This window comes from Effusibacillus consociatus (assembly GCF_042652925.1).
GTDB classification, from domain to species: Bacteria; Bacillota; Bacilli; order Tumebacillales; family Effusibacillaceae; genus Effusibacillus; species Effusibacillus consociatus.
Genome location: NZ_JBHSHC010000154.1, coordinates 92,060 through 106,158, shown reverse-complemented (window position 1 = coordinate 106,158; position 14,099 = coordinate 92,060). Strand labels below are relative to the sequence as shown.

General features: G+C 48.6%; 14 protein-coding genes, 1 pseudogene and 2 riboswitches. Of the genes and pseudogenes, 5 read left to right on the top strand and 10 right to left on the bottom strand.

The window, feature by feature from the left end; all coding sequences use genetic code 11:
- Positions 1 to 28: 28 nt before the first annotated feature.
- Entirely contained in the window at positions 29 to 106 is a 78-nt protein-coding gene (locus ACFO8Q_RS22595; RefSeq protein WP_380029467.1) for a potassium-transporting ATPase subunit F, read from the bottom strand.
- Positions 107 to 267: 161 nt separating this feature from the next.
- Positions 268 to 675: a hypothetical protein gene (locus ACFO8Q_RS22590; protein WP_380029364.1), complete on the bottom strand. Its 408-nt coding sequence runs from the start codon at positions 673 to 675 to the stop codon at positions 268 to 270.
- A 109-nt stretch (positions 676 to 784) separates the two neighbouring features.
- A riboswitch (cyclic di-AMP (ydaO/yuaA leader) is annotated at positions 785 to 946 on the bottom strand.
- Between the two features lie 560 nt (positions 947 to 1,506).
- Here ACFO8Q_RS22590 and ACFO8Q_RS22585 point away from each other — a divergent pair.
- The 5 genes from ACFO8Q_RS22585 (at position 1,507) to ACFO8Q_RS22565 (ending at position 6,797) form a co-directional block, all read left to right on the top strand.
- A complete protein-coding gene (locus ACFO8Q_RS22585) occupies positions 1,507 to 3,060 on the top strand; it encodes an ATP-binding protein (RefSeq protein WP_380029362.1) in 1,554 nt (517 codons plus the stop codon).
- Entirely contained in the window at positions 3,047 to 3,748 is a 702-nt protein-coding gene (locus tag ACFO8Q_RS22580; RefSeq protein ID WP_380029360.1) for a response regulator, read from the top strand. Before ACFO8Q_RS22585 ends, ACFO8Q_RS22580 begins: the two co-directional genes overlap by 14 nt.
- Before the next feature lie 979 nt (positions 3,749 to 4,727).
- A riboswitch (cyclic di-GMP riboswitch) is annotated at positions 4,728 to 4,811 on the top strand.
- A gap of 79 nt (positions 4,812 to 4,890) precedes the next feature.
- A complete protein-coding gene (locus ACFO8Q_RS22575; RefSeq protein ID WP_380029357.1) occupies positions 4,891 to 5,607 on the top strand; it encodes an EAL domain-containing protein in 717 nt (238 codons plus the stop codon).
- A 45-nt stretch (positions 5,608 to 5,652) separates the two neighbouring features.
- A complete protein-coding gene (locus ACFO8Q_RS22570) occupies positions 5,653 to 6,006 on the top strand; it encodes a hypothetical protein (protein ID WP_380029355.1) in 354 nt (117 codons plus the stop codon).
- Positions 6,003 to 6,797 (top strand): GGDEF domain-containing protein, encoded by a 795-nt coding sequence (locus tag ACFO8Q_RS22565; RefSeq protein ID WP_380029353.1) that lies wholly within the window; start codon positions 6,003 to 6,005, stop codon positions 6,795 to 6,797. Before ACFO8Q_RS22570 ends, ACFO8Q_RS22565 begins: the two co-directional genes overlap by 4 nt.
- Before the next feature lie 146 nt (positions 6,798 to 6,943).
- Here the strand turns inward: ACFO8Q_RS22565 and ACFO8Q_RS22560 are convergent, their stop codons facing one another.
- From ACFO8Q_RS22560 to ACFO8Q_RS22525, 8 genes and pseudogenes are all read right to left on the bottom strand, one after another.
- Entirely contained in the window at positions 6,944 to 8,047 is a 1,104-nt protein-coding gene (locus ACFO8Q_RS22560; protein WP_380029351.1) for a GerAB/ArcD/ProY family transporter, read from the bottom strand.
- Positions 8,048 to 8,296 (bottom strand): hypothetical protein, encoded by a 249-nt coding sequence (locus tag ACFO8Q_RS22555; RefSeq protein ID WP_380029349.1) that lies wholly within the window; start codon positions 8,294 to 8,296, stop codon positions 8,048 to 8,050.
- Positions 8,297 to 8,306: 10 nt separating this feature from the next.
- Complete coding sequence (locus ACFO8Q_RS22550) at positions 8,307 to 9,491, bottom strand: Ger(x)C family spore germination protein (protein ID WP_380029347.1); 1,185 nt, start codon at positions 9,489 to 9,491, stop codon at positions 8,307 to 8,309.
- Complete coding sequence (locus tag ACFO8Q_RS22545) at positions 9,488 to 11,068, bottom strand: spore germination protein (protein ID WP_380029345.1); 1,581 nt, start codon at positions 11,066 to 11,068, stop codon at positions 9,488 to 9,490. Before ACFO8Q_RS22545 ends, ACFO8Q_RS22550 begins: the two co-directional genes overlap by 4 nt.
- A 130-nt stretch (positions 11,069 to 11,198) precedes the next feature.
- Positions 11,199 to 12,920 carry a methyl-accepting chemotaxis protein gene (locus ACFO8Q_RS22540; RefSeq protein ID WP_380029343.1) on the bottom strand — a complete coding sequence of 574 codons (1,722 nt, stop codon included), beginning with the start codon at positions 12,918 to 12,920 and terminating at the stop codon, positions 11,199 to 11,201.
- Positions 12,921 to 13,017: 97 nt separating this feature from the next.
- Positions 13,018 to 13,383, bottom strand: a complete 366-nt coding sequence (locus ACFO8Q_RS22535; RefSeq protein WP_380029341.1) for a GGDEF domain-containing protein — start codon at positions 13,381 to 13,383, stop codon at positions 13,018 to 13,020.
- Entirely contained in the window at positions 13,370 to 13,663 is a 294-nt protein-coding gene (locus tag ACFO8Q_RS22530) for a hypothetical protein (RefSeq protein WP_380029339.1), read from the bottom strand. The genes ACFO8Q_RS22535 and ACFO8Q_RS22530 overlap by 14 nt, the downstream gene beginning before the upstream one ends.
- 10 nt (positions 13,664 to 13,673) lie before the next feature.
- Positions 13,674 to 14,034 (bottom strand): annotated as a pseudogene (locus tag ACFO8Q_RS22525) (response regulator).
- Between the last annotated feature and the right edge of the window lie 65 nt (positions 14,035 to 14,099).

The following is a 14,099-nucleotide window of genomic DNA, read 5'->3' as shown; positions in this document are numbered from 1 at the left end:
ATGCCCTCCTCAAGACGTTTCATTAAGATTAAAATTTTTCCGGATTCACCAAGGCAAAAATGAGATACAAAAATATAAAAACCGTAAAAGTAATAACGACGATCATGAGTGTTCTCCCCCCGATTCACCTGCAACCCGTCCGCACCAAGCCAAAAATAAGCAAAACAATCCATACGCGCCAGCTAAAGTCAATACCATCGCGATATCCATCATGAATGATCAACCCTCCTCTGGAACAACTATCAGGTATGAATTTCTTTAACGGATTCAGCCTTCTTTATCAAGCAGAAACGAAACATCATCACTTTGGGTGTGAATGACGTAATTGGCACCAAGTCCTTTGTAGACCATTCTTGCATTGCTGCTTCCGGTGATGACATAGATCGACTTGTCTGTCCATGAACGGCAGATCTGAATGTATCTGCAGATCAAGGGCAAACTTAACTCAAACAAGAACACCTTACCCACCGGGAGCTCTGGAATAAGCCAGGTTTCTCGGTCTGTAGTATCGACCGACAGGATGTTTTTTACTCCCAAATGCACCAATCTTGATCTTTCGGTATCATTATTCGTAATCGCGGCAAAAAGCATTTTTTTGATTTGCAACGTTTTGATAAACTGCCCCCCGGTTTTGTTGGGCGCAGAGACGAGTATAAACTCATCGTGAGCTTCCATGATCGATCCCCTCCACCTTGTTCAGGCAACAAAAAAGAAGCTTTCGAAGAGGAACTCTTCGTCAGCTTCTTAGGCACGAAAAAACACCGTGTCTAATCACGACAATTGTTGCCTCTCTTAAAGACGCTTACGAGGTTAGCTGTCGGATTCGGGCGTAAGAGTCGCCCTACGCCGGATTTACCGGCGATTCACCCCATGAAGCCGACAAGACCGGCTTCGATTGGTTCCCCCGCTCCTTCGTGTTAATCGAAGAATTCAGCGATTGAAACGATGATTATCATGTTCACGAAACACCACAGAGGCATAAGCACTGTGGTCGAAACTTACGATCACAAGCTTCATCATCCTCTCTCTACAAGGGCCACACTTTTGAAAAGGGCTGCTTCCGCATTTACGAGTTTTCCTTACGGATTCGGGCGGTGAGAGTCGCCCTGCCCCTGCTTAAGCTTCGTATAAACGGGGGAATTCATCCCTTCCGGATCCGGTTGCCTTGCTCTCACACAAGCACTGATCCGTAGTTGGTTTCCTCTTGTTCCTGAGTCACAATTAAGCAACTGTAAATGAAAAACAATTCAATTCATGGACGTATGTTACTCCGAGATAAAAAAACTGTAAAGTGAAGCATATTGTATATCCGCTTAAAAAGAGTGCTTTATGTTTGGGAATTCATGACCCTGGCAGCAGATCTTCATTATTCTCGTATTTACTCATTATTTTGAGGTTTCTCAATCATTTTTACGAATTTTTTACGCCTAGTACCGGTTTATTTTACTCTTTTTTTACAGTAACCTAGAGAGGAGAGACACAAAAAAGAGCAGGATGTGTTTTGCTATGCATAAATGGAATGCGGTATGGATTTCGTTGCGACCGTACGTAAGCACGACTTTGCTGATCGCTCTCATGACCATGGTATTAAAACCGTTTGGTCTTGCTTTTGATTTGGTCAATATTGCCCTTATCTATTTACTCCCGGTTCTTATCAATGCCGTCTTCGGGGGACTGCGTCCTGCTTTCTACGCGGCAATCCTGGGTGTTTTAGCCTTCGATTTCTTCTTCGTGCCTCCTGTCTTGAGCTTTACCGTGGCAGACTTGCGCTATCTGGTTTCATTCGGCGTTTATTTGGCAGTCGCAGCATTAACGGCCAGCCTGGCGGCCAAGCTGAAGCAGCAGGCCATCTATTCCAAGCAAAGGGAGGCACACACCGCTGCACTATACGCGCTTAGTAAGCAGATGAGCGCGATAGCGGACATCGATTCTATGCTGGACCATTTTTCCCGACAAGTTTCAAAAACCCTGAACTCAGAAATCGCCATCTACTTGGCAGGTGACCGGAACAACCTGGCGCTTGCTCATCGGTCTGCCGATCGCTCCGAACACAACCAAGAGAATGAAGAACTCTCTATCGCAAAAAGGGTGTTTGAACTCGGCGAGACGGCCAGCTTGAACGACCCCCCAGGCTATTTTATTCTACTTCGGGCCGAGAACCGAAAATATGGTGTTATGGTGCTCTATCCAAAACAATTGCGAACTGGGATCACAACCGAACAAAAGCGGCTCCTCGAGGCGCTCACGGGCTTGGCGGCAAGCGCAATCGCTCGCGTCAGGCTGGCGGAGGAAGCCAGAATTGCTCATCTTACAGCAGAGTCGGAACGGCTTCGTACTGCGATTCTGAATTCGGTTTCCCACGAACTGCGCACTCCTTTGGCAACCATCATTGGCTCGGCAACTGGTCTGATCGAGGGCGAACATCTTTTTTCTACAGGGGATCGAATGGAGCTTCTTGTCACGATTCGGGACGGCGCTCTTCGTATGAATCGGCTGGTGACAAATCTGCTCAGCATGGTGCAGCTTGAGAGCGGGATGCTGCGCCTTAGGAAATACTGGTGTGATGTGGAGGACTTGATCGGTGTCACGTTCTCTCAAGTCAAAGACTATCAACAACATCGCAAACTGCGAGCCGAGCTGCCGGATGACGGTCCCATTATGGTGCTGGGCGATGAAGTGCTGCTGGAGCAAATGTTGGTCAATGTCGTCAGCAATGCGATCAAATACAGTCCGGATTACAGTGAAATTGTCCTAGCTGTACAAACCGGGGAAGAAGATGTTGTCATCTCTGTCTCCGATCAGGGGATTGGACTGAATGAGGACGAATACGATCGGATATTCGAAAAGTTTTACCGTTCAGCCGCGGCGAAACAAATAACAGGTACAGGATTGGGACTTGCTATTTGCAAAGGAATCGTCGAGCTTCATCAAGGAACGATATCGGCAAAGCCGAATGAGCCGCGAGGGACCATTGTGACGATCACGCTTCCCTTAAACAAGCAAGACGACTTGCATGCTGCATCTGAAGAAAGGGGCATCAAGAATCATGGCCATGAATGAACACGGGGCTCGCATTTTAATCGTCGATGATGAACCCCAAATACGCAAGCTTCTGAAGGTAACCCTGCAAGCCCATCAGTATGCCATCTACGAAGCTTCAACAGGTGAGGAAGGCCTCGGGCAGGCTTCTAGAATCATTCCGGACTTGATCGTACTGGATCTCGGATTGCCTGACATGTCCGGCATGGATGTGCTTGGCCGCATCCGGGAATGGTCGAATGCGCCGGTCATTGTGCTAACGGTAAAAGATCGGGAGGAAGACAAGATCGCCGCATTAGACAGCGGCGCCGATGATTATGTGACCAAGCCGTTCGGAATGGGAGAACTGGTCGCCCGAATACGTGTCGCGCTGCGGCACATGGCCAAATCGACGAACGAGCCCCTCCTCCGGATCGGCGAGCTGACCATCGACTTGGCACAGCGAATCGTAGAACTGAAGGGAGAACGAATCAAGCTGACCCCAACAGAATATGATCTTCTGAAAGTTCTCGCCTCGAATGCCGGGAAGGTCGTCACGCAGCGTCAACTGCTCCAACAAGTGTGGGGCAGCAACCACAATGAGTCAGACAGCCATTACTTGAGGGTGTATATCGGACATCTTCGCAAAAAACTGGAGGAAGACTCGACCCAACCCAAGTTAATCGTGACGGAGCCGGGCATTGGCTATCGCTTCCTGTCCAGGGAATAACAGAATCGCTGACCCCGGCTGTGTAACGATTTCTTGTTTGGCCGTCCGAAAAATCTCTTCAAAACGACAGTGTTTGTTCCTACGGCTTTCAAAGAATATCATGACAGTTGCTGACGAGCAGATAAGCCTTTGTAGGTAGTCTGCGCATCGTTTTCAGTATCTGTGATTACTCATCTTCATTAAGTCGTGTAGCAAAGACGGTAGTCGATTACAGGTAGTCGATTACTGTCTTGGCCCCCCAAAAAACATGTGCTACAATCGTTCCTTTTGATAGTCGCCTTTTCGCCTTCCGTTTGTTCATGAATTAGCTGTTCGTAAGCATGTGCGAGCTGTATGACTTTTCAGCAAATCAGCCACGTTTTGCGTAATTCCCGTACAAAAAGCGCATAGTTTCGGACGCGCATCCAAAGCGTGAACAGAAAGTTGGCGCTATATTCGTGCTGAAACAGAAGTTAGATTTCGTCGTTGACGTCGATCTGCCTTTGACCTTTGCATTCCTTTTTGAACTCCCGACGTTCAGACTCCTCAGTCCTTTCACCGGAGAAAACTGCTTGTAAACAAACCACGATACGAGCAGAACAAGGATTGCGTAAAGGTAAGGTTTCCAATGAACTCACTACCTGCTTTTGATCAATAATTCGACAGCTTCCCGAATCAGTTACATGTGGACTCACTTATTTTTTAACAATGAAGGAAGTTATTTGAAGAAATGGAAATCAAGGCAACTAAATGGCAAGTGACTCTAGAGCGCATAAGCACTTCTCCATTTTGACTGGTGAACAAGAAGGGCTCACTGGTTTCTTTCAAAAACTCAGATACACGTAGGGTTTCAAGAACACATGTTTGGAAGGAGTTGGCGTTTTTTTGGCGAATCATTGGGTATAAAGAAGGATTTTGGCGCAAATAACGAAGGTTCATTAGGAAGGATGGAGTTTTATTTGTAGGTCCTCAGGCTGATCATCTTCCTTTCAAGATCATACAAACGAAAAGGCAAACTCATTGAAAAATGGGGGCGCAAAACTTCAGACCTAAGGATTTTATCTATGGTAGCTGGGTTGCCGAATTTGTTGCTTCCAAGCTCAAAGCTGCTCCAATTCGGGGTAGCTTCTTATTTTGATTCTCTAGCAAAGGGAGTAGCCTTGATGCCTAATATAGAACAATTGATTGTACAAAACGATTTTTATCATGTGTTTCAGACCATTTACGGGTTCCCGGGAAAGAGCATACTGGGTTACGAGGCCCTCATTCGCAGTAAATCCAATATGAATCCAGATCTTTTATTTCAGCACGCCATGGAACAAAACAAGTTGTTCGAAGTTGATTCTTTTTCTATTTTAGAGGCCATTTCAGCTTACTTCAACTCTCCGGGCTCACGAGAACATGGCCCGTTGTTTATCAACATTTTCCCTTCAACCTTGGTCTCGCCTTTATTTATCGACTTACTCGACACCCTTGTCAAGCAATTCGAGCCTTATAGAAATCAAATCGTGTTTGAGATTAATGAGTCCATTTATGAGGGCCTATTATGGAAAAGCGCTTCTTTCAAAGATGCCATCCGTTTGCTGCGTGAACTGAATTTCTTGATTGCCCTTGACGATGTAGGAGATGGAACAACTTCGTTTCGAAATATTCTGGACATCTCACCGGATTTCATAAAAATCGACCGATTCTTTTCAGCTGACTTGAGTACATCCAAGAAGAAGCAAAAAGTTGTCGCACTGTTTGTCGAGTACTGCAATGACGAGTCCAATCTGATTTTAGAAGGAATCGAAAAAGAGGAGGATTTCGAGACCGCGCTATCTTTGGGAATTAAGATGGGACAAGGCTATTTATTCGGGAAACCGAATCGGTTAACGTAAACGGTTGAATGTGAAGTCTCACCCGAACATGAAGGAGTAATCAAGATGCAGGACAAACTGAACTATTTCCGGAAAGCAATGCTCTCATTAAAAATTTCTGAATTTGAAGTTCCGCCTATGCAGGATTTATTGATCATCGGGAAAAAAGCGCCTATCGGGCCGGAAGCGGTGAAGCGAATGGCACAGGCGATATCACCGGAACAATTTACAATCGTTAAATTGGAGCACGCCAAAATTGAAGCGGTCTTAATTCGAAACTCCCTTCTCCAAATGCTGGATGAACATGTGCTGATGCAAATCATACTGGAAGAAGCAGATCGCTTGATCAGCGACAACATGGTTCTTCGTTCCGAATTGAAAATATCGGTATCGGTTCAGCGGGAGGTAGAGTTGCAATGAGGGTCGCGGAATTCATGTCATCCCCGGTCTACACGGTTTCATCGGAAAGAAGCGTCCAGTACGTTTCCGACATGATGAATGAACTTAAAATTGGTTCGCTGCTCGTCACGGATCATGGAACAATTGTAGGGATTATTACGTCGCGGGATCTCCGTTCTTCCCACCCCAATCGCATTGTGGCCGACGCGATGACCCCAAACCCGATCAGTATTTTGCCTGACCAATTCGCCTGGGATGCATTAGAAAAGATGGAAAAACATTCAATCGAGCGTTTGCTTGTCATTCATGAAGAACAGGCAATCGGGATCGTGACCCGAGAAACGCTTCAGATCAAACTGAACCAAATCGTTGATCCGCTAACGGGTATGTACCGTGCACCTTATATTCAACAAATCGGCGAACATTTTCTGAACCGTCGCCAACATTTCCATTTGCTCTTTATTGATCTCAATAACTTCGGTGAAATCAACAAATTGTATGGGCATCCAGTAGGGGACGATTTTCTTGTCGAGTTCTCCAATCGCTTGCGTACATTAACAAACGAACAGGATTATGTCTGCAGGTATGCGGGGGATGAGTTTATTGTGATTACATGCCGTAATGAGAACGATGCCTTGCAATTAGGAGATTCCCTATCCCAACCCATCGTCATTCAAAACGTTACATTGTCCGCATCGGTGGGAGTCGTCAACGGCTTTCTCGTACCTGACTTTTTTTCGCTGTCTTTTCGAGAACTGATCAGCAGAGCGAGTCTTCTATCCACTTCTTTGAAACAAAAATCTCTTGCATGATGGAGAATTCGACTTTTCGTCAAACTTGAGAGCGGTAAAAAGCGTCAAGCATTCTGTCACGCGTCCTAAGCATAAACAGAAGGTTGGCGCTATTATTTTTAAAACGGATGTTCATCCTACCAGAACGTGTCGACTGTCTTCGCGATTCAATCCTGCATATTTTTTTTCTCCCATTGTCTTCTGATCCAGGCCACACCGAATAGCGCCGCGGGAATGCAAACCAATACCGTCAATGCCGAAAAAATGATCGAAGTCGATAAAGCATGCGTCAACTCTTGCAGATTGGGCGCGACCCATACGCTCATTAACAGCAGCAAGAAGCCGACAGGGAATACGATCGGCTGGTATTCACGAAGGTTCATCCATTGAGCGGCGCCCATGGCCGTCACATAAAAGAAAACACATATTTTAACAAATGCGCCCAACACCCAGATAGCCATAAAAAGCGACTCCAGATGGGTAAAGAAATCGGCCAGGTTGATGTATCTGGCGACAATCAGGAAAGGATAGATATAATTTCCCGTTAGATCCCCCAATAGCAGCAGCGTAACCAGATTGGATGACACAAGCGTCACAATGACGGCCAGCAAAGTTATCGCCATGCTTTTTTTCACTTTTTCCGCACGGTTTGCAAATGGAATTAAAAACGACACGGTCAGAAATTCGCTGAACCATGCTTGCAAAACAACCGAACCGGAGAGGGAAGGCCCGATACCTTCTCCCATAATCGGCAGCATCTTCAGAATATGAAGATCCGGAAGCAGGGGGATGATTAGAAGCAGAAAGAGCAGCGCAAAAACAGGGATAAATACATCGGCAAATCTCGCGATGATTTCCACGCCGCTACGAACAACAATGGCACATACGAGCACCATGCTTCCGGTTACCACCAGCAACGGCGTTTGAACTAGGAACGCTCCGACTACAAATTCGCCGTATTCCCGCACAATGACGCCGCCCAAATACAAATAGTATAACAGAATAACTAGCCCGAACACTTTACCCAACCTTCGACCTAAAATGCGTTCGCCTGCCTGAACGAGATTCTCGCCCGGAAACAATCGGTGAATGCTCAGCGCAATCCAGATCGCAATAACCCCACTGAATGCCCACATCGGAGATATCCACAAATCCTGCTTGGCGAATTGATACGTAATCGCCGGCGTGCTTAAAATTGCCGTCGGAGTTACCGCCAAATAGATCATTTTCCCGATTTGCGGAGCGGATATTTTCCCTTTTTCAATCACCATTCACCCGCTCCTTTGCACGGTGAGCTTCTCCAGCAAGTTTACCAGAGGTTTGTAAATAACATCCATCCACTGCGTAGGACCCGGCATTTGGGGATCGAGAACAAGCAAGATCGCCAATATCGCGCCCAATCCGATTAAGGCGCCATAAGCCGTCTTCTCCCGCTTCGTACATGGCGAAAGATTACGCCAATCATGCAGGACCATCAAAGCCAACACCGCGGCAACGCCCAGCAATCCCCCCCATATCATGATCCAATCATCACCTCTGTTCCGGCTTGAATATGCTTTTGTTGGTCAAGCCGGGACGGACAACTTTGACCTTTGCCTGTACATTGACTTCCAGTTTGGAATATAGATTGTCCCAGCGATCCTTGTTTCGATTCCACTCCCTCGGATACTTCCGATAAAAGGCGTCCGCGAAATTGAAAATATCCGCTTTCATTTCTTTTTGCGCCCGTTCCAGCGCCATTTGAACGCGGCGTATGATATCGTCTTCCAGTTCGCGCTCCAACTCCCAGATATGGTCCGGTACCGAAAGATCCAGCTCCGACGTATTTTCAACGATGTCATCCTGGGTCTCGATCCGAACCGTGAGGCTCCATTTACTTCCTTTAATGTGCGGGATCAACTCCGTACGGCTTTTTAGCAATTGAAGCGACACAAGTCCCTTGCTTTCGGTTGGGAAAACAGTCACTGTCGCTTTTTTCACTTCGTTTCTCAACCACATGATTCCCCGCGTCTCGGCATCGTTCATGCGCCCGATCATCTTGCCGTTTTTCAGGACCGCCGTGCCGTTAATGTAAGCGAACGCAGTCTGTTTACCATCGCCAGGCTTGATTTCTACCCAGGGAATGACAGCCGCTCTGGCTCTTCCCGCCATCATCTCCGCCAGTTCTTTCATCGTAATATTCAGCCCGGTTTCATTTTCGGCCATTTTACGTAAAGCTTGCGAAACCGAGCGTTCAATCGGCGGATCAAGTTCCAGCACCTCTTTGGCGGGATTCTGACTGACGAAAACATTGGCCCGCTCCCTCGGAATCGGATGTCTCGTCAAAAATTCCATCGGTTCGGCAAGTCCGTCTTTCGCCAGCCGCTGACCGAATACGAACACTTCGTCCTGGCCCCAAAACACTTTGCGGCTTAATACCTGCTGCAAATGGGATTCCGCATCAGCCATTGATAAACCGCGTGAGGAACGAACGAACGACTTGCCGGAACCTCCGCCGGTGTCCGAAGAGATGCTTCCCGATTGATCGGAGGAAGAGGGCGATACCACATATTGCTTAACGGAGAGTTCCAGTTTTCGATCTTCCGTCAAGTCCATCCCGCCGGCGGTAAGAATCGCCAAATCGTTTATTTCGGTTCGGTCCCAACATCCGGACAGCAACACCGCCGAGGCAATCAGCCCCCCCATTAACGTCCTCTTTGCACCTGATTTCGTCAATCTCCTGTCTCCCCTTTATGCGGGCCCGGGCGTTGACCGTGGGGCTGCCTTCTGGGATTCCACGCCCCCGTCATGTGGGGACGTTTGGTCATGAGCCAGCGCGGAGCGCGCCAGAGCACATCGTTCAGGCTGCGCCACTGCATCGGGGCCAGGGGGGCCATATATGGAGCGCCGAACGAGCGCAGTTTGAACAGGTGATTCAGAATGAGGATGCCCCCCATAATCAATCCCAGTAGCCCAAGAAAGCCGGCAAGCACCATCATGGGGAACCGCAGCAGCCTGATGGCAATGCCGACGGTAAAACGGGGGGCCATAAACGACGCGACGCCCGTAATGGCCACAACCATTACCATCGGCGCAGAGACGATGCCGGCAGCAATGGCCGCCTGACCGATGACCAGCGCTCCGACAATGCTGACGGCGGTGCCGATTTGCTTCGGCAACCGCGCTCCGGCTTCGCGCAGCGCTTCAAACATCGATTCCATCAGCAGTGCCTCGATAATGGCGGGAAACGGGATTTGTTCCCGGGATCTCGCCATCGTAATCAACAGGGAGTGCGGTATCATTTCCTGATGGTAAGTAATAACCGCAACGTAAAAGGACGGCCCCAGCAAAGAGATCAAAAAGAACAAATAGCGCAGCCAGCGTATTGCCGTACCTACAACATACCGCTCGTAATAATCTTCCGGCGACTGCAGCAAGGAGTAAAAGGTGATCGGCGCAATCAGCACGCTGGGCGTACCGTCGATCAAAACGACGACGTGTCCTTCGAGCAAGTAAGCGCTCGCCACGTCCGGCCTTTCGGTGGAAAGCAACTGCGGGAACGGGGAGAACGGGTTGTCCTCGATCAGTTCTTCAATGTACACGCTCTCCAAAATGCCGTCGATCTCAATTCGTTGCAGACGGCTCGTTATTTCTTCCACCAAAGCAGGGGCTGCAACTCCCTCCAGGTAGGCGAGCGCAATCTTCGTGCTCGTATAAGTCCCCATGCTCATCGTGACGATTTTGAGATAAGGGGTTCGGATTTTGCGCCGCAACAGAGCCGTATTGGTGCGTAGCGACTCAATGAACCCTTCCCGAGGTCCTCGCAGAACCGTTTCGGCGGACGGCTCGTCGATGGCTCGTTTTTCCCATTTCGGCAAGCCGATCGCCAGTCCCTGGTGTTCACGTTCCATCAGCAATACGGGATTGCCGCCGGATATTTCTTCAAGCACCTTGGCTATCGTATCCACCAGCTTTATCGAAGAAACGGCAATTTTTCCGCGAATGTCTGCCAGCGTGTAATCCATAGGGAAATCCTGCTGCAGCGGAGCGAGCACATGTTGATCCACTTCTTCGATATGAGCAAGACCGTCGATATAAACGAGCACAGCCTCCATGCGGTTGCCTATGCAGAACTCGTGAAAAATCACGTCAGAACAACGGATATACAAGCGCTGAAGCGCCTTAACATTCTCGGCCAGATTTGCGGAAAGAGCCGTATCGAGTTGCCGATTTTCTTCCTGATGCGCTAAGCGTTCGCCCTTGCGATGATTGGAGCGCGGGCGGCGGCTCCAAAATCCGTTCGTTTTCCCCATGGCGATCCCCTCATTTTTCATTTCCATTTTATTGTTGGCAATTTATTCTGTTTTTAATCGGTGTCGGGGAGGGGGCGCACACACTAAAAAAATCCCGATCTCCATCGGATGAGGGGATCGGGACTTGCACTCAAACTTTGAACTTGCCGACTAAAGCTTTCAGGGAATCGGACATTTCGCCAAGCTGGCGAGCGGTTTGCAGCATTTCCTGACTCGTGGCCGCCTGCTCCTCGGTCATGGCCGCAACCTCTTCAGTGAACGAGGCGGTTTCTTCCGTTATCTTCGTAATTTCCCGAATGGAACTTTCAATCGCTTTGCTGCCGGCGGACATCTGTCCCACAGAAGCGGCAACCTCCATGACTTGAACGCTCAGGTTGTTCACTTCGTTCATAATGGCCCGGAACGACTCGCTGGCTTTCATCATGGCCTGAACGCCATCCTTGACGCCATGGCTGTTCTCATTTACTTTCTGGACGAGTCCGTTAATGCCGTTCAACATCACTTCGATGGTTTCATGAATCTCGCGGGTCGAATGCGCCGCTTGGTCCGCCAGCTTGCGGATTTCACCGGCGACGACGGCAAACCCGCGACCTTGTTCCCCGGCGCGCGCCGCTTCGATGGCGGCGTTCAGCGACAACAGATTGGTTTGGTTGGAGACGTCCTGAATATATCCGACCACATCCCGAATTTTTTCAGACAGCGATGCCAATTCCGCGGCGGAAGCTTGAATGTCGGAAAACGTTTCTTCGATTTGCCCGATTTTTTCCGCATTTGCCTGCATTTCGCCGGCATTCTCCGTCGCGACGGACTGCGCTCGCTTGGCAAGGTCGGAAACGTCGGTTGTCGTGGCGGCAACCTGCTCCAGTCCCGATACCGTCTCCTGCAAAATCGCCGACATCTCTTCCGTCTGGGATACTTGTTGCTCCGCTCCCTGCGCTACGCGCTGGACAGATTCAGAGATCTGATCGGCGGCTTTGTAGCTCTCGTCTGCGCCAACCTTCAACATGGATGAGGAGCGTTCCAATTCCTGGGTCTTCCCTTGGATATCGGCGATCATGCTCTGCAGACTGGATAACAGCAAGTTCGTTTGATCCGCCAAATCTTTCGTTTCGTCTTTGGTTTTCACTGTAATTCGTTTCGTCAAATCGCCGCCGGAAGAGGCAATTTCCGCGATGGCGTTCCCAACTTTACGTACGTTCCTGGCCGTCAATGCGCCGGTGAAGAAAGACGAGATGATCGAAACGATAAGTACCAGCAACAGAGAGCCGTATAGCTGCAATCGGAGTTGACCGTTTTTCTTTTCGAGCGCCGACACCCGATTCAACGTAAGCTGTTTTTCGATGGAACGAAACGACGAAAGCTGCTCGCGCAGGGCATCCATATCCTGCTTCCCCGGATCGTCCTGGAAAAACTGCTGGATTCCCTTGTTGTCATTTGCCTTTTTCAAGGCAATCACTTTCTCGCCGGCGTTTTGAATCCAATGTTCCACATTTTTTTGAATGGCTTTCAAGTTGTCCTGCTGGCTTGGATTGTCGGCAACAAGCTGGAAAAGGGCGTCATAGTGCTTCTGCCAATTGGTTTTGCCGTTGTTGTACGGGTCCAAATATTTGTTTTCTCCGGTTATAATAAAACCTCTTTGGCCGGTTTCCATATCCACCAAATCCTTCTCAATGGACTGGGCCAGGCTATGTACTTGCATATCATGATCCGTAATGAATCTCGTTTCCTTCTGGAAGGAAGATAGTTGCCGGGTTACGCTGAGAATGGCGATGACAAAAAAAATGACGACGACCAGAAAGCCAAGGCCGATTTTATTTTGGATGCGGTTTAGACGAATGGGTACAGTTTTCATAAATTTAAGCGCTCCTTGTTACTAAGTTGAATTCAGAACCGGATTAACGTAAAATGGCTTTGTTCAAATCGTTTAGTCTTTGTCTGTGATGCACATGTCAATCATTGTGTTGGCTGAATTTTTGCTTGTACATTCTCTTGTCCGCCATTCTCAAGAGCTCGCCAAGATCGGTGCTCTCGTCGGGACAAACCGCATAACCGACAGAAAGATACACGAGCGTCTTCCATTCCTCTAGCGATATGAACAGCGCACTGCCAAGACGTCTCTGGAGCGCCCTGGCTCCTTCTTCGTCGGTGTACGGCACAATGACTACAAATTCATCGCCTCCCCATCGTGCAACATAGTCGTACTTGCTCGTTGTTTTTTCAAGCAGGTTTGACAGTTGACATAACACACGATCTCCGGTTTCGCGAGAGTATGTGTCGTTAATATACTTGAAGTTGTCTACGTCAACATAGAACACGAGCAGTTTGTTTTCGCAGCCTTTGAGATCGGCGAACCAGTCTGGGGAAAACGCGCTGAATGAACCCGCGATTATACGCCCCGGTCAAGTCGTCTCTTTGCGAGAGCCGCAACAGCGTATCGAACCGCTTGCCGCAAAAGTAACCCAACGGCAAAAAGACCGCGAGCGACATGGCCACGGCCTTATCCACTGCCTCGTAAGCATGCTTAATATAAATGAACAGAACAGCGACAAGGGAGATAACGAAAACGGCAGCCGTAACGCGACCGATCTTGTACATAAACCCCCGGCTACTTCAACGCTTTGGCCAGCGTTTCCAGAACTTTCTCCCTTTGAAACGGCTTGACGATAAAATCCGCGGCTCCTGACGTAATCGCATCGACAACCCGATCTTTTTGCCCCATTGCGGAACAGATAATGACTCGCGCCATAGGGTCTATTCGTTTTATTTCCTTACAAGGCGGCGATGCCGTCCATTTCAGGCATCGTAATATCCATCGTGACAAGTTCGGGTTTGTGCTGCCTGAAAAATTGTACGGCCTCTTTTCCATTCTCTGCTTCCGCTACCACTTCAAAGCGGCTATCCGTTATGATCTCTCTCAGCATCATTCTCATGAACGCCGTATCGTCCACAATCATAATTTTGGCCATGACAACCTCCCTCATGCCAATGCTCTCAAAGGCCTATGATTCCAAACCTATTATACTCGAAAATG

Bases quoted from the DNA above. Each gene is read 5' to 3' on its own strand.
- ACFO8Q_RS22595 (WP_380029467.1), bottom strand. From the start codon at position 106: ATGATCGTCGTTATTACTTTTACGGTTTTTATATTTTTGTATCTCATT.
- ACFO8Q_RS22590 (WP_380029364.1), bottom strand. From the start codon at position 675: ATGGAAGCTCACGATGAGTTTATACTCGTCTCTGCGCCCAACAAAACC.
- ACFO8Q_RS22585 (WP_380029362.1), top strand. From the start codon at position 1,507: ATGCATAAATGGAATGCGGTATGGATTTCGTTGCGACCGTACGTAAGC.
- ACFO8Q_RS22580 (WP_380029360.1), top strand. From the start codon at position 3,047: ATGGCCATGAATGAACACGGGGCTCGCATTTTAATCGTCGATGATGAA.
- ACFO8Q_RS22575 (WP_380029357.1), top strand. From the start codon at position 4,891: ATGCCTAATATAGAACAATTGATTGTACAAAACGATTTTTATCATGTG.
- ACFO8Q_RS22570 (WP_380029355.1), top strand. From the start codon at position 5,653: ATGCAGGACAAACTGAACTATTTCCGGAAAGCAATGCTCTCATTAAAA.
- ACFO8Q_RS22565 (WP_380029353.1), top strand. From the start codon at position 6,003: ATGAGGGTCGCGGAATTCATGTCATCCCCGGTCTACACGGTTTCATCG.
- ACFO8Q_RS22560 (WP_380029351.1), bottom strand. From the start codon at position 8,047: ATGGTGATTGAAAAAGGGAAAATATCCGCTCCGCAAATCGGGAAAATG.
- ACFO8Q_RS22555 (WP_380029349.1), bottom strand. From the start codon at position 8,296: ATGATATGGGGGGGATTGCTGGGCGTTGCCGCGGTGTTGGCTTTGATG.
- ACFO8Q_RS22545 (WP_380029345.1), bottom strand. From the start codon at position 11,068: ATGGGGAAAACGAACGGATTTTGGAGCCGCCGCCCGCGCTCCAATCAT.
- ACFO8Q_RS22540 (WP_380029343.1), bottom strand. From the start codon at position 12,920: ATGAAAACTGTACCCATTCGTCTAAACCGCATCCAAAATAAAATCGGC.
- ACFO8Q_RS22530 (WP_380029339.1), bottom strand. From the start codon at position 13,663: ATGTACAAGATCGGTCGCGTTACGGCTGCCGTTTTCGTTATCTCCCTT.